The sequence below is a fragment of the Pseudomonas sp. BIGb0381 genome, from assembly GCF_024809815.1.
GTDB lineage: Bacteria > Pseudomonadota > Gammaproteobacteria > Pseudomonadales > Pseudomonadaceae > Aquipseudomonas.
The window spans coordinates 25397-44374 of the sequence record NZ_JANUEN010000010.1 but is presented as its reverse complement, the minus strand read 5'-3'; the positions used below and the strand labels follow the sequence as shown (position 1 = coordinate 44374).

Here is an 18978-nt window from a genome sequence, read left to right as displayed (position 1 = left end):
GCTACCCTGAGGGGTGGCCGGGTGCCTGGCTACAACCCATTGGATCGAGAGCACGCTATGTTTCCTGAGAGTTTTACGTTTTCCATCGCCGACTGGGTCAACGGTTGGGTGGATTCACTGGTCACCAACTACGGCGATGTGTTCCGGCAAATCTCCGACACCCTGCTGTGGGCCATCGTCAACCTGGAAGGGTTGCTGCGTGCAGCCCCCTGGTGGCTGATGCTGGCCATCGTCGGCGGTGTTGCCTGGCATGCCACTCGCAAGGTGGTGACCACGGCGGTGATCGTCGGTCTGCTGTTCCTGGTGGGCGCGGTTGGCCTGTGGGACAAGCTGATGCAGACCCTGGCGCTGATGATGGTCGCCACGGTGATCTCGGTGTTGATCGGCATCCCGCTGGGCATCCTGTCGGCGCGCAGTAATCGCCTGCGCTCGGTGCTGATGCCGTTGCTCGACATCATGCAAACCATGCCCAGCTTCGTGTACCTGATCCCGGTGCTGATGCTGTTTGGCCTGGGCAAGGTGCCGGCGATCTTCGCCACGGTGATCTACGCCGCGCCGCCGCTGATTCGCCTCACCGACCTGGGGATTCGCCAGGTCGACGGCGAAGTCATGGAGGCTATCAACGCCTTCGGTGCCAACCGCTGGCAACAACTGTTCGGCGTGCAATTGCCGCTGGCGCTGCCGAGCATCATGGCCGGTATCAACCAGACCACCATGATGGCGTTGTCGATGGTGGTGATCGCCTCGATGATCGGCGCCCGTGGCTTGGGTGAAGACGTGCTTGTCGGCATCCAGACCCTCAACGTCGGCCGTGGCCTCGAAGCCGGGCTGGCGATCGTGATTCTCGCAGTGGTCATCGACCGCATTACCCAGGCCTATGGTCGTCCACGGCATGAGGCGAGCAAATGACTACTGTCAGCAAAATCGAAGTTAAAAACGTCTTCAAGATCTTTGGCGCCCGCTCCAAGGAGGCGCTGGCGATGGTTGGCCAGGGCAAGACCAAGGACCAGGTGCTGGCCGAGACCGGTTGCGTGGTCGGCGTGAACGATTTGTCCCTGAGCATCGGCACCGGTGAGATCTTCGTGATCATGGGCCTGTCAGGCTCGGGTAAATCCACGCTGGTGCGCCACTTCAACCGCCTGATCGACCCCACCAGCGGCGCGATCCTGGTGGACGGCGAAGACATCCTGCAACTGGACATGGACGCCCTGCGCCAATTCCGTCGACACAAGATCAGCATGGTGTTCCAGAGCTTCGGCCTGCTGCCCCACAAGAGCGTGCTCGACAACGTCGCCTACGGCCTCAAGGTGCGTGGCGAAACCAAGCAGGTCTGCGCTGAACGCGCGCTGCACTGGATCGAAACCGTGGGCCTCAAGGGCTACGAAAACAAGTACCCGCACCAGCTCTCCGGCGGCATGCGCCAGCGTGTAGGCCTGGCCCGCGCCCTGGCCGCTGACACCGACATCATCCTGATGGACGAAGCGTTCAGCGCCCTCGACCCGCTGATCCGCGCCGAAATGCAAGACCAGTTGCTCGAGCTGCAAAAGACCCTGCACAAGACCATCGTGTTCATCACCCACGACCTCGACGAGGCCGTGCGCATCGGCAACCGCATCGCGATCCTCAAGGACGGCAGGCTGATCCAGGTCGGCACGCCGCGGGAGATCCTGCATTCGCCGGCGGATGAGTATGTGGATCGTTTTGTTCAGCGGCGCGCGGCGGTGGTCTGACCCAGGTTCTGTGGTGAGGCTCAAGCTCCCTCCCACATTTTGAATGCATTCCCCAGTGGGAGGGAGCTTGCCCCCGATGAGGCCGGCGAAGCTGTAGAGAATATGAAGAGGTCAACAATGTCCCAGGCAGCAAAAATCATCATCGCCGACACCCCCCTGCGCTGGCAGGACGTGGTCGCCGTGGCCCGTCACGGCGCGGTGCTTGAACTCTCGGGCCAGGCCTGGGCGCGTATCGACAATGCCCAGGCCATCGTGCAGCGCATCGTCACCAGCGGCGAACGTGCCTACGGCGTGAACACCGGCCTGGGCGCCTTGTGCAACGTGTCGCTTAAAGGCGAGCAACTGAGCCAGCTGTCGCGCAATACCCTGTTGAGCCACGCCTGCGGCGTCGGCCCGGTCCTCAGCGACGAGCAGACCCGCGCGATTATCTGCGCGGCGGTCATCAACTACAGCCACGGCAAATCCGGCCTGCATCCGCAGGTGGTGCATTCGCTGCTGGCACTGCTCAACCACGGCATCACGCCGCAAGTACCGTCCCAGGGCTCGGTGGGTTACCTGACCCATATGGCCCATGTCGGCGTGGCGCTGCTGGGTGTCGGTGATGTGAGCTATCGCGGCCAGATCGTCCCGGCGCAACAGGCCCTGGACGAAGAAGGTTTGCAGCCGGTCGTGCTCGGCGCCAAGGACGGCCTGTGCCTGGTCAACGGCACGCCGTGCATGACCGGCCTGAGCTGCCTGGCCCTGGCCGACGCCCATCATTTGCTGCAATGGGCCGACGTGATCGGCGCTATGAGTTTTGAGGCCCAGCGCGGCCAGATCGACGCCTTCGACGAAGAAATAATCGCCCTCAAGCCGCACCCGGGCATGCAGCATGTCGGCAGCAACCTGCGTGCGTTGCTCGATGGCAGTGAAGTGATCGCCAGCAGCAAAGGTATCCGCACCCAGGACGCCCTGAGCCTGCGCTCGATCCCGCAGATCCACGGCGCGGCGCGCGACCAGGTGGAACACGCGACGCTCCAGATCGAGACCGAACTCAACAGCGCCACCGACAACCCGCTGGTGCTCGGCACACCGGACCACTACCGCGTGGTGTCCCAGGCCAACCCCCACGGCCAGTCCGTCGCCCTGGCCGCCGACATGCTGGCGATTGCCATGGCCGAAATCGGCTCGGTCGCCGAACGCCGCCTCGACCGCCTGATCAACCCGCACGTCAGCGGCCTGCCGGCGTTCCTGGTGAGCAACCCCGGGGTCAACTCCGGGATGATGATCGTGCAGTACGTCGCCGCTTCACTGTGCGGACAGAACCGCCAGTTGGCGCAACCGGCGGTGCTCGACAACTTCGTCACCTCGGGGCTGCAGGAAGACCACCTGAGCATGGGCACCAACGCCGCGCTCAAGCTGCACCAGGTATTGGCCAACGTCACCCAGATCCTCGCCATCGAGTACCTGCTGGCGGCCCAGGCCTTCGAATTCCTGAAAGACCAACGCTTCGGGGCGGGCACCGACAGGGCCTGGCGCCTGCTGCGTGAAGTGGTACCCGCCTATGAGCAGGACCGTTGGCTGGCGCCGGATATTGCGGCTGCCGCCAAGGTGCTCAAGGACACCGCATTACCGAATCTGCACTGAACACGTATTTCAAAAGAATAATTCACAAGGAGTATAAATGTGACTGCGCTAAACCTGATTCCAGGCCAACTGAGCCTTGCCCAACTGCGAGCCATCTACCAGCAGCCGGTAACCCTCAGCCTGGATGACAGTGCCTCGGCCCAGATCGAAGCCAGTGTCGCCTGCGTGGAGCAGATTCTCGCCGAGAACCGCACCGCCTATGGCATCAACACCGGTTTCGGCCTGCTGGCCTCGACCCGCATCGCCAGCGAAGACCTGGAAAACCTCCAGCGTTCCCTGGTGTTGTCCCACGCCGCCGGCGTCGGTGAGCCGATCAGCGATGCGCTGGTACGGCTGGTCATGGTGCTCAAAGTCAACAGCCTCAGCCGTGGGTTCTCCGGGATTCGCCGGCAGGTGATCGACGCGCTGATCGCGCTGATCAACGCCGAGGTGTACCCGCATATTCCGTTGAAAGGCTCGGTGGGCGCTTCCGGTGACTTGGCGCCGTTGGCCCACATGTCCCTGGTGCTGCTGGGCGAAGGCAAGGCGCGCTACAAGGGCGAATGGCTGCAGGCCACCGACGCGCTGAAAGTCGCCGGCCTGACGCCGCTGACCCTCGCCGCCAAGGAAGGCCTGGCGCTGCTCAACGGCACCCAGGTGTCCACCGCCTATGCCTTGCGTGGCCTGTTCGAAGGCGAAGACCTGTTCGCCGGTGCCCTGGCGTGCGGCGGCCTTACCGTGGAAGCGGTGCTGGGCTCGCGCTCGCCGTTCGACGCACGTATTCATGCGGCTCGCGGTCAACGTGGGCAAATCGATTCGGCTGCGGCCTACCGTGACCTGCTGGGTGAGAGCAGCCAGGTGTCGCAGTCGCACCAGAACTGCGACAAGGTGCAGGATCCGTACTCCCTGCGCTGCCAGCCACAAGTCATGGGCGCCTGCCTGACTCAGTTGCGCCAGGCGGCCGAGGTGCTGGTGGTCGAAGCCAACGCCGTGTCCGACAACCCGTTGGTATTTGCCGCTGAGGGGGACGTGATCTCCGGTGGCAACTTCCACGCCGAACCGGTGGCCATGGCCGCTGACAACATGGCCCTCGCCATCGCTGAAATCGGTTCCCTGAGCGAGCGTCGTATCTCGCTGATGATGGACAAGCACATGTCGCAACTGCCGCCGTTCCTGGTGGGCAATGGTGGGGTGAACTCCGGCTTCATGATCGCCCAGGTGACCGCTGCAGCACTCGCCAGCGAGAACAAGGCACTGTCCCATCCCCACAGCGTCGACAGCATCCCGACGTCCGCCAACCAGGAAGACCACGTGTCGATGGCCCCGGCAGCCGGCAAGCGCCTGTGGGAAATGGCCGAGAACACGCGCGGCATCCTTGCGGTGGAATGGCTGGCTGCGTGCCAGGGCCTGGACCTGCGTGAAGGCCTGAAAACCTCGCCGAAACTGGAAAAAGCCCGTGGCATCCTGCGTGCCAAAGTGGCGTTCTACGACAAGGACCGCTTCTTCGCCCCGGACATCATCGCCGCCAGCGAGCTGCTCGCCAGCCGCTGCTTGAATGAGCTGGTGCCGGCCAAGTTGCTGCCGAGCCTGTAACCCTAGGAGTGTCGGATGAAAACCCTTTGGCAGCACTGCCACGTCGCAACCATGGCCCAGGGCAAATACTCGATCATCGAGGATGCGGCCATGGTCACCGTAGGTTCGCTCATCGAGTGGATCGGCCCGCGCAGCGAAGTACCGACGGCGGATTACGCCCAGGCGCATGACCTGCAAGGCGCGTGGGTCACTCCCGGGCTGATCGACTGCCACACCCACACGGTGTTTGGTGGCAATCGCAGCGGCGAATTCGAGCAGCGCCTCGAAGGCGTGAGCTATGCCGACATTGCGGCCAAGGGCGGCGGTATTGCCAGCACCGTGCGCGCCACCCGTGCCGCGACGGAGGATGAACTCTTCGCCAGCGCCCACAAGCGCTTGCGCAGCCTGCTGCGCGACGGCGTGACCACGGTGGAGATCAAGTCCGGTTACGGCCTGGACCTGGCCAACGAGCGCAAGATGTTGCGGGTGGCTCGGCGCCTTGGCGACGCGCTGCCGGTCAGCGTGCGCGCCACGTGCCTGGCGGCCCATGCATTGCCGCCGGAGTACAAGGATCGCGCCGACGATTACATCGAGCACATCTGCGCCGAGATGCTGCCGGCCTTGGCGGCGGAAGGGCTGGTGGACGCGGTGGATGCGTTCTGCGAATACCTGGCGTTTTCCACCGAGCAGGTCGAGCGCGTGTTCAAGGTCGCCCAGCAACTCGGCCTGCCGGTGAAGCTGCATGCCGAGCAGTTGTCGTCGCTGCACGGCTCCAGCCTGGCGGCGCGTTACCACGCGCTGTCGGCGGACCACCTGGAATTCATGACCGAAGAAGACGCCATCGCCATGGCCGCTGCCGGCACCGTCGCCGTTTTGCTGCCGGGCGCGTTCTACTTCCTGCGCGAAACCCAGCTGCCGCCGATGGATGCCCTGCGCAAGCACGGCGTGAAGATCGCCATCGCCAGCGACCTCAACCCAGGCACCTCGCCAGCGTTGTCGGTGCGCCTGATGCTGAACATGGCCTGCACCCTGTTCCGCATGACCCCGGAAGAAGCCCTGGCCGGTGCCACGCAACATGCGGCCACCGCCCTTGGCATGGGTGACACCCATGGGTCCCTGGAAGTGGGCAAAGTCGCTGACTTTGTCGCCTGGCAGATTGATCGCCCCGCCGACCTGGCCTACTGGCTGGGTGGCGAGCTGGATAAACGCGTCGTGCGCCACGGCGTCGACGTCCCTGTGTAAGGAGCATTGCTGTGGATAAGGTTCTGAACTTCAAACAAGGCCGTGTGCCGCTGCTGATCAGCATGCCCCACGCCGGGCTGCGCCTGACGCCTGCGGTGGAAGCCGGGTTGATCCCCGAAGCGCAAAGCCTGCCGGACACCGATTGGCACATCCCCACGCTGTATGACTTCGCCGATGAACTGGGCGCCAGCACCTTGTCGGCCGAGTATTCGCGGTTCGTCATCGACTTGAATCGTCCGTCCGACGACAAGCCATTGTATGCAGGCGCCACCACCGGTCTGTACCCGGCCACGTTGTTCGACGGCGTGCCGTTGTTCCGCGAGGGGCTGGAGCCGAGCGAGACCGAACGCGCCAGCTACCTGCAAAAAATATGGGGCCCTTACCACCGCACGTTGCAAGAAGAACTGGCACGGCTCAAGGCCGAGTTCGGTTATGCGCTGCTGTTCGATGCGCACTCGATCCGCTCGGTGATCCCGCACCTGTTCGACGGCAAACTGCCGGACTTCAACCTGGGCACCTTCAACGGCGCCGCCTGTGATCCGGAACTGGCCAGCCAGCTCGAGGCCATCTGCGCCACCCATCCTCAGTACACCCACGTCTTGAACGGGCGCTTCAAGGGCGGCCATATCACCCGCCATTACGGCAACCCGGCGCAGGATATCCATGCCGTGCAGTTGGAGTTATGCCAGAGCACGTATATGGAGGAGTTCGAGCCGTTCCGCTATCGCCCGGATCTGGCCGAGCCGACGCAAGTGGTGTTGAAGCAGTTGCTGGAAGGCTTGCTGGCGTGGGGGCGCAAGCGCTACGGGTGACGAACGGTCGCCTCTGTGCAACTCACAGTCGCCACAGGTCGTGTTGAGAGAGGCCTCGTTCGGTAAGGTTGTGGATACGGCGCACCAGACGCCACTTCCCACAATAAAAGCTGCCGAGTGAGACCTCTTTCATGAAAAGACTGTTCAACCGTTACCTGTTGACCCTCACCGGCGCGGCACTGCTCAGTGCCCAAGCCCTGGCCGCCGAGCCGGCCTCCTGCAAATCCATCCGCATGGGCGTGGTCAGCTGGACCGATGTGGTCGCCACCTCGGGCATGGCCGACGTGCTGCTCAACGGCCTGGGCTATGACAGCAAACAGACCAGTGCTGTGCAGCAGATCATCTTCGCCGGCATTCGCGACAAACGCCTGGACGTGTTCCTCGGCTATTGGAAACCGGCGATGGACAACAACATCGCGCCGTTCCTGGCCGCCAGGCAGGTCAAGGTCTTTGATAGGCCCAGCTTGGCCGACGCCCAGGCCACCCTGGCCGTGCCGCAATACGTGGCCGACGCCGGGCTGAAGACCTTTGCCGATATTGCCCGCTTCAAGGACAAGCTCGGCGGCAAGATCTACGGCATCGAGCCCGGCAGCGGCGCCAATACCGATATTCAGAAAATGATCGACACCAACCACTTCGGCCTGGGCGGCTTCAAGCTGGTGGCCTCCGGTGAAGCGGGCATGCTGGCCGCCGTGCAACGCGCGGTGAACCGCAAGGAGTTCGTGGTGTTTGTCGGCTGGACCCCGCACCCGATGAACATCAACATGAAAATGGCCTATCTCACGGGCAGCGAAGATGTGTTCGGTCCTGACGAAGGGCGCGCCACGGTCTCCACCGTCACTGCACCGGATTTTGCCGAGCGTTGTCCGAATGCGAACCGGCTTCTGGAAAACCTGACCTTCACCGCCGCCCAGGAAAGCCAGCTCATGGTGCCGATCATTGAGCGCCAGTCACCACAGGACGTGGCCAGGCAATGGCTGCGCGACCACCCCGAGGATTTGCAGCGCTGGTTGGCCGGGGTTACAGCATTTGATGGCAGCGATGGCTTGGCGTCGCTCCAGGCCTACCTCAAACCCTAAGCCAAATGCAGCCCCAACGGTGGGAGGGGGCTTGCCCCCGATAGCGCCATGCCTCACACCCTATCCGGTGACTGATCCACCACAATCGCAAGCAAGCCCCCGCAGGCCTTGAACCTGCTGTGCCAGAGATCATTGCGTATGTACCCACTATCCCCGCAACTCGCCGCCTTCGTCGAAAAAACCGCGTCCTTCACCAGCGACGACTCTTCCCTGGTGGGCCTGCGCCAAAGCTACGACCGCATGTGCCAGGCATTCACCCCGCCCAAACCGGGAGGCTTGCAGCTCGCGGACTTCACCCTGGCCGGTGTGGGCGCGCGCAGCTATCTGCCGTCCACAACGCCGCCCGCCGATGGCTGGCCATGCCTCCTCTATATACACGGCGGTGGTTGGGTGGTCGGCGGCCTGGATTCCCACGACTTTATCTGCTTCGAGTTGGCCACTGCACTTCAGGTCCTGGTGATTGCCATCGACTACCGCCTGGCACCCGAGCACCCATTCCCGGCTGCATACCACGACTGCCGCGCGTTGTGGCAGGCGATCCAGGCAGGGGAGTGCCCGCACGCCATCAACCGGCAACGCCTGGCGGTGGTGGGTGACAGTGCGGGCGGTAACCTGGCGGCGGCGTTGTGCCTGGGCTTGCGCGATGATGGCCAGCCTATGCCGCGCGTACAGGTCCTGATTTACCCCGGACTGGGCGGCCCGGCCGATTTGCCATCGCGCTGTGACTGCAGGGACGCGCCGTTGCTCAGCAGTGCCGACACCGATGGCTACCTCGCGCTTTACCTGCGTGGTTCGGGCACGGCGTCAGCCTATGCCATGCCGCTGCTGGCCGAGGATTTCAGTGGTTTGCCCAAGGCCTTGATCGCCGTGGCCCAATTCGACCCGCTGCGCGACGACGGCGTGCTGTATGCCGAGCGCCTGCAACAGGCTGGCGTGCCTGCGCTGTTGTATCCGGGCAAAGGCCTGGTCCACGGCTGTTTACGCGCGCGCGGCCAGGCCCCGGAGGTGGATCGGCTGTACGGTTATCTGCTGAATTACCTGAGGAGTGAAGGGGTGACACAGGTCTAAGCGCTCAAGGACATGCTCATTGCACAATTCGGGTTTATAGTGCCAGACGGCAAAATAAAAGACGTCCCCCCAGGGATGAACCCGACCCCCTACGGAGCGCGCAATGCAGACTTGGTACCCGCAGATCAAACCCTACGCCCGGCACGATCTGGCCGTCGATGACACCCACACGCTCTACGTCGATGAAAGTGGCTCCCCCGAAGGCTTGCCTGTCGTATTCATCCACGGTGGCCCTGGCGCCGGTTGCGATGCCCAGAGCCGCTGCTATTTCGATCCCAACCTGTACCGCATCGTTACCTTCGACCAGCGTGGCTGCGGCCGTTCCACCCCGCGCGCCAGCCTGGAAAACAACACCACCTGGGACCTCGTCGCCGACCTTGAGCGCATCCGCGAACATCTTGGCATCGACAAATGGGTGCTGTTCGGCGGCTCCTGGGGCTCGACTCTGGCCCTGGCCTACGCGCAAACCCACCCTGAACGTGTGCATGGCCTGATCGTGCGCGGTATTTTCCTCGCCCGCCCGCAGGACATCGAATGGTTCTACCAGGCTGGTGCCAGCCGCCTGTTCCCGGATTACTGGCAGGACTACATCGCGCCGATTCCTGCCGATGAGCGTCACGACATGATCGCGGCCTACCACAAACGCCTGACCGGCAACGACCAGATCGCCCAGATGCACGCCGCCAAGGCCTGGTCCGGCTGGGAAGGGCGCATGCTGGGCCTGTGCCCGAGCCCGCAGCACGTGGAGCGTTTTTCCGAGCCTCAGCGTGCGCTGTCCATTGCGCGTATCGAGTGCCACTACTTCACCAACAACTCCTTCCTGGAGCCCAACCAGCTGATTCGCGATATGCACAAGATCGCCCATCTGCCTGGCGTAATCATCCATGGCCGCTACGATATGATCTGCCCGCTGGATAACGCCTGGGAGCTGCATCAGGCATGGCCGAACAGCGAGCTGCAGGTCATCCGTGAAGCGGGCCATGCGGCGTCCGAGCCTGGTATTACCGATGCACTGGTACGCGCGACCGGCGAAATGGCACGGCGCCTGCTTGATCTACCGCCAGAAGAAGCATGAAGGGCCTGCTGCAACGGGTGCGCGGCGCCCGGGTCGAAGTGGCGGGCGAAATTGTCGGGGCGATCGAACAGGGTTTGCTGGTGCTGGTGGCCGTCGAACCTTCAGATACGCCCGAGAGCGCCGACAAACTGCTGCACAAGCTGCTTAACTACCGGGTGTTCAGCGACGACGAGGGCAAGATGAACCTGTCGTTGAAGGATATCGATGGGGGATTGCTGCTGGTGTCGCAGTTCACCCTGGCAGCGGATACCAAGAGCGGCCTGCGGCCAAGCTTCTCCACCGCCGCGCCGCCGGCCCTGGGAGCGGCGCTTTTTGATCACTTGCTGTTACAAGCGCAACAATTGCATGGCAAGGTGGCCTCGGGGCGTTTTGGCGCAGATATGCAGGTGCATTTGGTCAATGATGGCCCTGTGACCTTTCTCTTGCAGACATGAATGTATTAAAAACGACTTTAATGCCTAAAAACGTAGGGTTTCGCTACAAATACTTCGTTGTCCCTGATGCGTTGTTTCGCGGGCTACTAGATAATCGCGCGCTACGGGGATCAGCGTTGTTTGGTCCATTTTTGACTTAGGTAGAGACTTGTCCGACGGCCTCAGGGGAATCATTTTGCCCCAGGGGAGTCGGAACAATGCTCGCCAACCTGGCATATAGATAGCTGGCCGTTGGTTTTTTGATCTGTTTTCGGCGAGGGTTGCTCGTGATTGTTAGTCCCTGTAATGCACCAAAATTGTCTGCCAAACGGTTACGAAACGCACTGGTGACGGGCTCTGCCCTGTTTTGCCTGTTCGGCGCGGGTCAACTGTGGGCATTCAGTCTGGACGATGTGTCGGCCAAGGCAAAAGAGCTGGCCGGGCAGAAATACGAAGCTCCGCGCAGCAATCTGCCGAACGAATTCCGCGAAATGAAGTTCGCGGACTACCAAAAGATTCGTTTCCGCAACGAAAAAGCCGAATGGGCCGATCAAAACACCCCGTTCAAGTTGTCCTTCTATCACCAGGGTATGCATTTCGATACACCGGTGAAAATCAACGAAGTGACCGCCGACAGCGTCCAGGAAATCAAATACGACCCGGCTCGCTTCGATTTCGGCGGCGTGAAGTTTGATCCTAAAGCCACCGAACAGCTGGGTTATGCCGGTTTCCGTGTGCTGTACCCGATCAACAAGGGCGACAAGCAAGACGAAATCATGACCATGCTCGGCGCCAGCTATTTCCGCGTCGTCGGTAAGGATCAGGTCTATGGCCTGTCCGCCCGTGGCATGGCGATCGATACCGCGCTGCCGTCGGGTGAAGAATTCCCGCGCTTCACCGAGTTCTGGATCGAGCGTCCAAAACCGGGTGACAAGCACCTGGTGATCTTCGCCTTGCTGGATTCGCCACGCGCCACCGGTGCCTATCGCCTGATCCTGCGTCCGGGCACCGACACGGTTGTCGATGTGAAATCCCAGATGTTCCTGCGTGACAAGGTCAGCAAGCTGGGCGTTGCCCCGTTGACCAGCATGTTCCTGTTTGGTGCCAACCAGCCGTCCAAGGTGCTCAACTACCGTCGCGAGTTGCACGATTCCAGCGGCCTGTCGATCCATGCCGGCAATGGCGAGTGGATCTGGCGCCCTCTGAACAACCCTAAACACCTGTCGGTCAGCAACTTCACCGTGGAAAACCCGCGTGGGTTCGGCCTGCTGCAACGCGGTCGCAACTTCAGCCACTACGAAGACCTCGACGACAACTACGACAAGCGCCCAAGCGCGTGGATCGAGCCTGAAGGCGACTGGGGCAAGGGTTCCGTCGATCTGGTCGAGATTCCGACTGCCGACGAAACCAACGACAACATCGTTGCATTCTGGAGCCCGGCCGAACTGCCGGAAGTCGGCAAGCCCCTCGACGTAGCCTATCGCCTGCACTGGACCCTCGACGACGCCGCGTTCCACTCGCCGGACAGCGCCTGGGTCAAGCAGACCCTGCGCTCCACCGGTGACGTGAAGCAATCCAACCTGATCCGTCAGCCGGATGGCAGCGTCGCGTACCTGGTGGACTTCGAAGGCCCGGCCCTGAAAAAACTGCTGCCGGACGCCCCGGTGCGCAGCCAGGTGAGCGTGGGTGACAACGCTGAACTGGTAGAAAACAGCGTGCGTTACAACGAGCACACCAAAGGCTGGCGCCTGACCCTGCGCCTGAAGATCAAGGACGCAAGCAAGCCTACCGAGATGCGTGCGTCGCTGGTGCAGGACATCGTGCAGCCCGAGCCCGAGAAGGTTTCGACTCAAGTGCTCAAGGCCGACAAGGTCCTGGCCAAGCAACACGAGAAACAGGCCAAGAAAGACGCGAAAGACAAGGAAGCCAAGCAGCCAGAAGCTGCCCCAGCCACACCGGAGCCGATCAAGACCGAGCAGGTCCTGACCGAAACCTGGAGCTATCAGTTGCCTGCCGATGAGTAATTCTCAAATCCAGCCAGAGACTCTGTCCGAGTACCTGGCGCATCTTCCGATGACCGCTGAGCAGCGCGCCGAGTTGGCGGGCTGCACATCCTTCACCGAGTTGCATGAGCGCTTGTCGTCCAAAGTGTTTGATGCGCCTGTCGACGCCGCCCAGGCGTCGGTGGGTCGCCGGTTGACCCTCAGTACGGCTGAAGAGCTGCAAGACGCTGAAATGCTGGGGGTCGACGCCAGTGGGCGTGTGTGCCTCAAAGCCACGCCGCCGATTCGGCGTACCCGCGTGGTGCCTGAACCCTGGCGCACCAATATCCTGGTGCGCGGCTGGCGTCGGATCACCGGCCGCAGCAATCCGCCGGCGCCGCCGAAGGATGAGCGCGTATTGCCGGCAGCCCGCTGGCGTACCGTGGGTTCGATTCGGCGTTACATTCTGCTGGTGCTGATGCTCGGCCAGACCATCGTGGCCGGCTGGTACATGAAAGGCATCATGCCGTACCAAGGCTGGTCGCTGGTCGACTTCGACGAGATCCGCAGCCAGACCCTGCTGCAAACCGCCACTCAGGTGCTGCCTTACGCCCTGCAAACCAGCATCCTGATCATGTTCGGGATCTTGTTCTGCTGGGTCTCGGCCGGTTTCTGGACCGCATTGATGGGCTTCCTCGAACTGCTCACCGGCCACGATAAATACCGGATTTCCGGTAAAAGTGCCGGCGATGAGCCGATCCCGAAAGACGCGCGCACCGCGCTGGTCATGCCGATTTGCAACGAAGACGTGCCGCGCGTATTCGCCGGTTTGCGCGCGACGTTCGAATCGGTGGCCGCTACCGGTGATCTCGATCGTTTCGACTTCTTTGTGCTCAGCGACAGTAACGAAGCCGACATCTGCATCGCCGAGCAGCAAGCCTGGCTCGACGTCTGCCGTGAGGCGGGTGGCTTCGGCAAGATCTTCTATCGCCGCCGTCGCCGTCGCGTGAAGCGTAAAAGCGGCAACCTCGACGACTTCTGCCGTCGTTGGGGCGGTGACTACAAGTACATGGTCGTTCTCGACGCCGATTCCGTGATGAGCGGCGAATGCCTGACCAGCCTGGTGCGCCTGATGGAAGCCACGCCGGATGCCGGGATTATCCAGACCGCGCCACGTGCGTCGGGCATGGACACCCTGTATGCGCGCATGCAGCAGTTTGCCACCCGCGTGTACGGCCCACTGTTCACCGCCGGCCTGCACTTCTGGCAGCTGGGTGAATCCCACTACTGGGGTCACAACGCGATCATCCGCATGAAACCGTTTATCGAGCACTGCGCCTTGGCGCCATTGCCGGGTAAAGGTGCATTCGCAGGTTCCATCCTGTCCCACGACTTCGTTGAGGCGGCGCTGATGCGCCGTGCCGGCTGGGGCGTGTGGATTGCCTACGACCTGCCGGGCAGCTACGAAGAACTGCCGCCGAACCTGCTGGATGAACTCAAGCGTGACCGTCGCTGGTGCCACGGCAACCTGATGAACTTCCGCCTGTTCCTGGTCAAGGGCATGCACCCGGTGCACCGCGCGGTGTTCCTGACCGGCGTGATGTCCTACCTGTCGGCACCGTTGTGGTTCCTGTTCCTGGTGCTGTCGACGGCCTTGCTGGCGGTCAACACCCTGATGGAGCCGCAGTACTTCATGGCGCCACGCCAGTTGTACCCGCTGTGGCCGCAATGGCATCCGGACAAGGCGGTGGCGCTGTTCTCCACCACCATCGTGCTGCTGTTCCTGCCGAAATTGCTGAGCATCATCCTGATCTGGGCCAAGGGCGCTAAAGAGTTCGGCGGCAAGTTCAAGGTGACCATGTCGATGCTGCTGGAGATGCTGTTCTCCATGCTGCTGGCGCCGGTGCGGATGATTTTCCACACCCGTTTCGTGCTCGCCGCGTTCCTCGGCTGGGCCGCGACCTGGAACTCGCCGCAGCGTGACGACGACTCCACGCCGTGGGGCGAAGCGATCAAGCGTCACGGCACGCAGACCTTGCTGGGCTTCTTCTGGGCGCTGCTGGTGGTGTGGCTGAACCCGAGCTTCCTGTGGTGGCTGGTACCGATCGTGGGTTCGTTGATGCTGTCGATCCCGGTGTCGGTGATTTCCAGCCGGGTCAACCTCGGCTTGAAGTCCCGCGACGAGAGCCTGTTCCTGATCCCTGAGGAATACAATCCGCCGCAGGCGTTGCTGTCCACCGACAAGTACACCCACGAAAACCGTTGGCACGCGCTGAAAGATGGCTTTGTGCGCTCGGTGGTCGACCCGCAGCAGAACGCCCTGGCCTGTGCCCTGGCAACCTCGCGTCACGGTCAGGCCGAGCCGATCGAGTACCTGCGTGCCGAACGTGTGCGCCACGCGTTGAAAGTCGGCCCTGCCGGCCTCAACAACGGCGAACGCCTGGCGTTGCTCAGCGACCCGGTAGCCCTGGCCCGCTTGCACGAGCAGATCTGGAGCGAAGGGCATGCCGAGTGGCTCGCTGCCTGGCGTGATTCGATCAAGGCCGACCCGCACGCGCCTTTGCTGCCGCTGCAACCGCTGTCATCCCAGGCCCAACCGGCCTGATTCAGGCGCCCCCGAGGGTTCACTTCGGGGGCGTTCGAAGCGCTGGTCCTACAGCGTTTCCATCTTCTTCTTTATCGCCCTAACTCCTTGTTATTTCGAAACAAAAGACCCTTGTTCGAGGCGTATTTACGTGCCCGTGAGTGGGGTAGGATCGCCCCCCAAATTTGACTCGGTCACAGGGGGATTCATGATCAAAAGGTATTGTTCGGCATTGCTGATCGGCGTTATTGCATTGATTCACGGAGGTCTGGTGCAGGCCGGTGCCATCGACGACGCGGTTCGGCGTGGTGTGCTGAAAGTTGGCACCACGCCCACCTACATCCCCTTTGAAATGACCGATAGACAGGGGCGTATCGTTGGCTTTGAAATCGACCTGCTCAAGGTGATGAGCCAGGCCCTGGGCGTCGAGCTTGAATTGGTCAGCGTGCCCTACACCGAGCTGCTGCCTGGGCTGCAGGCGAAAAAGTTCGACCTGATCGGCAGCGGCATGACCGTCACCCAGGAGCGCAACCTGAAGCTCAATTTCAGCGACTCCTTTATCGTGGTGGGGCAAACCGTGTTGCTGCACCCCAGGCTGAGGGGCAAGGTCACCAGTGTTGAAGACCTGGACGACGCCACTTACCGGGTCACCACCGTCCAAGGCACCACTGGCGAGGCAGCGGCGCAACGATTCCTGGGGGCGGCGCGGTTGAGCGCTTTTGCAACGCCACAGGAAGCCGTGCGCCAAGTGGTGAACGGCGCCGCCGATGCCTTTATTTATGATGCGCCGTACAACCTGATTGCCCTGAGCTTGCCGGAAAACCGCGAGCTGCTGGCGCTTGAACAGCCGTTCACCTTTGAACCCTTGGCGTTTGGCGTGAAGAAAGGCGATTTTGACAGCCTTAATTGGATCAACCATTTCCTCAATCAGGTCGCCCAGGACGGGACCTACGATCGCTTGCACGACAAGTGGTTCAAGGACATGGACTGGATGGTTGAGGTTGACTGGAAGTCATAACTTCTTACACATCAATCCGTTGCCGATGTGGCCGGCGCAAGTGTCTATCCCTGCATTTGGCCGCACCGTTGTGGGGCTTTTCCGACATACGCAGATAACAATTACCCGTGAAACCTTTGTGACGGGCAATGAGTGGGTTAGGATCGCACCCCGAATTGGTGCAGCCCTTTTGCGCGCCGACCTTATAAGAATCGTTCAGGGGACTTGATGATGAAAAAGTATCTTTCGATGCTGCTGCTCGGCGTCACCGCGCTGGTCGCGGCCAATGCCGCCCAGGCCGGTGCCATCGACGATGCGGTCAAGCGCGGCACGCTGAAAGTCGGCATGGACCCGACCTACATGCCGTTTGAAATGACCGACAAGCGCGGGGAAATCATCGGCTTCGAAGTCGACATCCTCAAGGCCATGGCCAAGTCCATGGGCGTCAAGCTGGAGCTGGTGTCCACCGGCTATGACGGCATCATCCCGGCGTTCCTGACCGGCAAGTTCGACATGATCGGCAGCGGCATGACCCTGACCCAGGAACGCAACCTGCGCCTGAACTTCAGCGAACCCTTCATCGTAGTCGGCCAGACCCTGCTGATCCGCAAGGAGCTGGAAGGCACCATCAAGTCCTACAAAGACCTGAACGACGAGAAATACCGCCTGACCTCCAAGCTCGGCACCACCGGTGAGATGGTCGCCAAGAAGCTGATCTCCAAGGCCAAGTACCACGGCTATGACAACGAGCAGGAAGGTGTGCTGGACGTGGTCAACGGCAAGGCCGATGCCTTTGTGTATGACGCGCCGTACAACGTGGTCGCCGAGAAAAAAGTCGGTAACGGCAAGCTGGTGTTCCTCGAAGAACCCTTCACCTTTGAACCGCTGGCGTTCGGCTTGAAGAAGGGTGACTACGACAGCATCAACTTCATCAATAACTTCCTGCACCAGATCAAGAACGACGGCACCTACGATCGCATCCATGACAAGTGGTTCAAGAGCTCCGAGTGGCTCAAGGACATGGAATAAAGCGGGACTGTTTTCTGTTGTGAGGGGGCTTGATGTGGCAAGCCCGCTCGCCACCTCAGGTGTGCGTGCCACGATTCTTTTGGATGCTGAGTAAATGAAACAGAAAAAAGCCCAATGGCCCTGGCACCTGCTGACCGTGGTTGTGCTGGTTGGCCTGGCCGGCGCGTTGTATTACGCCACCTCGCTGATGTCCTACGAATGGCGCTGGAACCGTGTGCCGCAATACTTCGCCTACCAGGCCGAAGAGGCCCAGCGTGCCGCAGACATCTCGACTGTCGTCGAGCTGGCCCGCAAAGGCGATGTGGCCGAAGTCACCCTGCGCAACGATGCCGGCGTCGAACAACGCGTGAGTGTGGCCGACAACAGCCTGCAAGTGGCGCGCGGCGATGATGTGGCCGAAGGCGATGTCATCGGTGTTAACCGCCATTGGGCGTTGGGCCCGTTGATGTGGGGTTTGTGGACCACGTTGTGGCTGTCGGTGGTGTCCGGGATCCTCGGCCTGGCGATTGGGCTTGCCACCGGGTTATGCCGACTGTCCAGTAACCCGACCCTGCGCGATCTGTCGACGATCTACGTCGAGCTGGTGCGTGGTACGCCGCTATTGGTGCAGATCTTCATTTTCTATTTCTTTATCGGCACGGTGCTCAACTTGTCCCGGGAGTTTGCCGGGATCGCCGCGCTGTCGCTGTTCACCGGCGCCTATGTGGCGGAAATCGTCCGCGCGGGTGTCCAGTCCATCACCCGTGGCCAGAACGAGGCGGCTCGCTCCCTGGGCCTGAGCGCCAGCCAGTCGATGCGCCATGTGGTGCTGCCGCAGGCCTTCAAGCGCGTGCTGCCGCCCCTGGCCGGGCAATTTATCAGTCTGGTGAAAGACACCTCGCTGGTCTCGGTGATCGCCATTACCGAGCTGCTCAAAAGCGGTCGCGAAGTGATCACCACCTCGTTCTCGCCGTTTGAAATCCTGTTCTGCGTTGCAGGGTTGTACCTGCTGATCAACCTGCCGCTGTCGAAAATGGCCAGCCGGCTTGAGCGGAGGCTCGCGCAAAGTGATTGAAGTCCGCGATCTGGTAAAAGTCTTCGATACCCGCGGGCACGTGGTGCGCGCGGTGGACCATGTGACCACTCAGGTGGCCAAGGGGGAGGTGCTGGTGGTGATCGGCCCGTCCGGCTCCGGCAAGTCCACGTTCCTGCGTTGCCTCAATGGCCTGGAAGAGTTCGATTCGGGTTCGGTGAGCATCGATGGCTTGCAACTGGCCGACCCGAAAACCGATGTGAACGCCTATCGGCGTGAAGTCGGCATGGTGTTCCAGCACTTCAACCTGTTCCCCCACATGACCGTGTTGGAGAACCTGTGCCTGGCGCAAAAAGTCGTGCGCAAGCGCGGCAAGAAAGAGCGCGAAGCCAAGGCCCTGGCACTCCTGGAAAAGGTCGGCATTGCGCAGAAAGCCAACGAGTTTCCATCACGGCTTTCCGGCGGACAGCAACAGCGCGTGGCGATTGCCCGGGCGTTGGCGATGGAACCCAAGGTGATGCTGTTCGACGAGCCCACCTCGGCCCTGGACCCGGAAATGGTCGGTGAAGTGCTGGATGTCATGAAGACCCTGGCTCTGGAAGGTATGACCATGGTCTGCGTCACCCACGAAATGGGCTTTGCCCGTGAAGTGGCGGACCGGGTGCTGTTCTTCGATCATGGCAAGTTGCTCGAAGATGCGGCCCCGGCCGAGTTCTTCGCGGCGCCTAAAGACCCGCGCGCCCAGGCGTTCCTGCGTCAAGTGCTATAGGGCGCGGGG

The 18978-nt window shown here is 61.8% G+C and carries 16 protein-coding genes; all 16 read left to right on the top strand.

All coding sequences use genetic code 11. The features are described 5' to 3' along the window. Positions 1-57 precede the first annotated feature (57 nt). The 16 genes from M2397_RS23465 (at position 58) to M2397_RS23390 (ending at position 18969) form a co-directional block, all read left to right on the top strand. Complete coding sequence (locus M2397_RS23465) at positions 58-909, top strand: proline/glycine betaine ABC transporter permease (RefSeq protein ID WP_032890174.1); 852 nt, start codon at positions 58-60, stop codon at positions 907-909. After that, complete coding sequence (locus M2397_RS23460; RefSeq protein WP_051429333.1) at positions 906-1730, top strand: glycine betaine/L-proline ABC transporter ATP-binding protein; 825 nt, start codon at positions 906-908, stop codon at positions 1728-1730. Before M2397_RS23465 ends, M2397_RS23460 begins: the two co-directional genes overlap by 4 nt. Before the next feature lie 117 nt (positions 1731-1847). Beyond that, the gene (gene hutH / locus M2397_RS23455) at positions 1848-3356 is read left to right on the top strand and encodes a histidine ammonia-lyase (protein WP_167655615.1); all 1509 of its coding nucleotides are present in this window, start codon (positions 1848-1850) and stop codon (positions 3354-3356) included. 39 nt (positions 3357-3395) lie between these two features. Beyond that, positions 3396-4928 carry a histidine ammonia-lyase gene (gene hutH / locus M2397_RS23450; protein WP_259244521.1) on the top strand — a complete coding sequence of 511 codons (1533 nt, stop codon included), beginning with the start codon at positions 3396-3398 and terminating at the stop codon, positions 4926-4928. 15 nt (positions 4929-4943) lie between these two features. Further along, positions 4944-6149 carry an imidazolonepropionase gene (hutI, locus tag M2397_RS23445; protein ID WP_259244520.1) on the top strand — a complete coding sequence of 402 codons (1206 nt, stop codon included), beginning with the start codon at positions 4944-4946 and terminating at the stop codon, positions 6147-6149. Between the two features lie 11 nt (positions 6150-6160). Further along, a complete protein-coding gene (gene hutG, locus M2397_RS23440) occupies positions 6161-6961 on the top strand; it encodes an N-formylglutamate deformylase (protein ID WP_131696891.1) in 801 nt (266 codons plus the stop codon). 131 nt (positions 6962-7092) lie between these two features. Further along, positions 7093-8040: a choline ABC transporter substrate-binding protein gene (locus tag M2397_RS23435; RefSeq protein ID WP_259244519.1), complete on the top strand. Its 948-nt coding sequence runs from the start codon at positions 7093-7095 to the stop codon at positions 8038-8040. A 138-nt stretch (positions 8041-8178) separates the two neighbouring features. Further along, the gene (locus M2397_RS23430) at positions 8179-9108 is read left to right on the top strand and encodes an alpha/beta hydrolase (RefSeq protein WP_259244518.1); all 930 of its coding nucleotides are present in this window, start codon (positions 8179-8181) and stop codon (positions 9106-9108) included. A 103-nt stretch (positions 9109-9211) separates the two neighbouring features. After that, positions 9212-10183 carry a prolyl aminopeptidase gene (gene pip, locus M2397_RS23425; protein WP_027605045.1) on the top strand — a complete coding sequence of 324 codons (972 nt, stop codon included), beginning with the start codon at positions 9212-9214 and terminating at the stop codon, positions 10181-10183. After that, on the top strand, positions 10180-10617 hold the full coding sequence (gene dtd, locus M2397_RS23420; RefSeq protein ID WP_131696888.1) for a D-aminoacyl-tRNA deacylase: 438 nt from the start codon (positions 10180-10182) through the stop codon (positions 10615-10617). The genes pip and dtd overlap by 4 nt, the downstream gene beginning before the upstream one ends. A 323-nt stretch (positions 10618-10940) precedes the next feature. Next, on the top strand, positions 10941-12620 hold the full coding sequence (locus M2397_RS23415; RefSeq protein ID WP_205885666.1) for a glucan biosynthesis protein G: 1680 nt from the start codon (positions 10941-10943) through the stop codon (positions 12618-12620). Then, positions 12613-15183: a glucans biosynthesis glucosyltransferase MdoH gene (mdoH, locus tag M2397_RS23410; protein WP_131696886.1), complete on the top strand. Its 2571-nt coding sequence runs from the start codon at positions 12613-12615 to the stop codon at positions 15181-15183. Before M2397_RS23415 ends, mdoH begins: the two co-directional genes overlap by 8 nt. A 187-nt stretch (positions 15184-15370) precedes the next feature. After that, positions 15371-16180, top strand: coding sequence for a transporter substrate-binding domain-containing protein (locus tag M2397_RS23405; RefSeq protein ID WP_259244517.1), 810 nt, complete (start codon positions 15371-15373; stop codon positions 16178-16180). A gap of 210 nt (positions 16181-16390) precedes the next feature. Further along, the gene (locus M2397_RS23400) at positions 16391-17188 is read left to right on the top strand and encodes a transporter substrate-binding domain-containing protein (protein ID WP_041160821.1); all 798 of its coding nucleotides are present in this window, start codon (positions 16391-16393) and stop codon (positions 17186-17188) included. 94 nt (positions 17189-17282) lie between these two features. After that, entirely contained in the window at positions 17283-18242 is a 960-nt protein-coding gene (locus tag M2397_RS23395) for an amino acid ABC transporter permease (RefSeq protein WP_259244515.1), read from the top strand. Next, positions 18235-18969 (top strand): amino acid ABC transporter ATP-binding protein, encoded by a 735-nt coding sequence (locus tag M2397_RS23390; protein WP_027605038.1) that lies wholly within the window; start codon positions 18235-18237, stop codon positions 18967-18969. Before M2397_RS23395 ends, M2397_RS23390 begins: the two co-directional genes overlap by 8 nt. The last annotated feature ends 9 nt before the right edge of the window (positions 18970-18978 follow it).

What these genes read in the sequence shown, in the direction of transcription:
- M2397_RS23465 (WP_032890174.1), top strand. Translation starts at nt 58, where the DNA reads ATGTTTCCTGAGAGTTTTACGTTTTCCATCGCCGACTGGGTCAACGGT.
- hutH (WP_167655615.1), top strand. Translation starts at nt 1,848, where the DNA reads ATGTCCCAGGCAGCAAAAATCATCATCGCCGACACCCCCCTGCGCTGG.
- M2397_RS23395 (WP_259244515.1), top strand. Translation starts at nt 17,283, where the DNA reads ATGAAACAGAAAAAAGCCCAATGGCCCTGGCACCTGCTGACCGTGGTT.
- M2397_RS23430 (WP_259244518.1), top strand. Translation starts at nt 8,179, where the DNA reads ATGTACCCACTATCCCCGCAACTCGCCGCCTTCGTCGAAAAAACCGCG.
- M2397_RS23460 (WP_051429333.1), top strand. Translation starts at nt 906, where the DNA reads ATGACTACTGTCAGCAAAATCGAAGTTAAAAACGTCTTCAAGATCTTT.
- M2397_RS23405 (WP_259244517.1), top strand. Translation starts at nt 15,371, where the DNA reads ATGATCAAAAGGTATTGTTCGGCATTGCTGATCGGCGTTATTGCATTG.
- mdoH (WP_131696886.1), top strand. Translation starts at nt 12,613, where the DNA reads ATGAGTAATTCTCAAATCCAGCCAGAGACTCTGTCCGAGTACCTGGCG.
- hutI (WP_259244520.1), top strand. Translation starts at nt 4,944, where the DNA reads ATGAAAACCCTTTGGCAGCACTGCCACGTCGCAACCATGGCCCAGGGC.
- M2397_RS23435 (WP_259244519.1), top strand. Translation starts at nt 7,093, where the DNA reads ATGAAAAGACTGTTCAACCGTTACCTGTTGACCCTCACCGGCGCGGCA.
- M2397_RS23400 (WP_041160821.1), top strand. Translation starts at nt 16,391, where the DNA reads ATGAAAAAGTATCTTTCGATGCTGCTGCTCGGCGTCACCGCGCTGGTC.
- pip (WP_027605045.1), top strand. Translation starts at nt 9,212, where the DNA reads ATGCAGACTTGGTACCCGCAGATCAAACCCTACGCCCGGCACGATCTG.
- dtd (WP_131696888.1), top strand. Translation starts at nt 10,180, where the DNA reads ATGAAGGGCCTGCTGCAACGGGTGCGCGGCGCCCGGGTCGAAGTGGCG.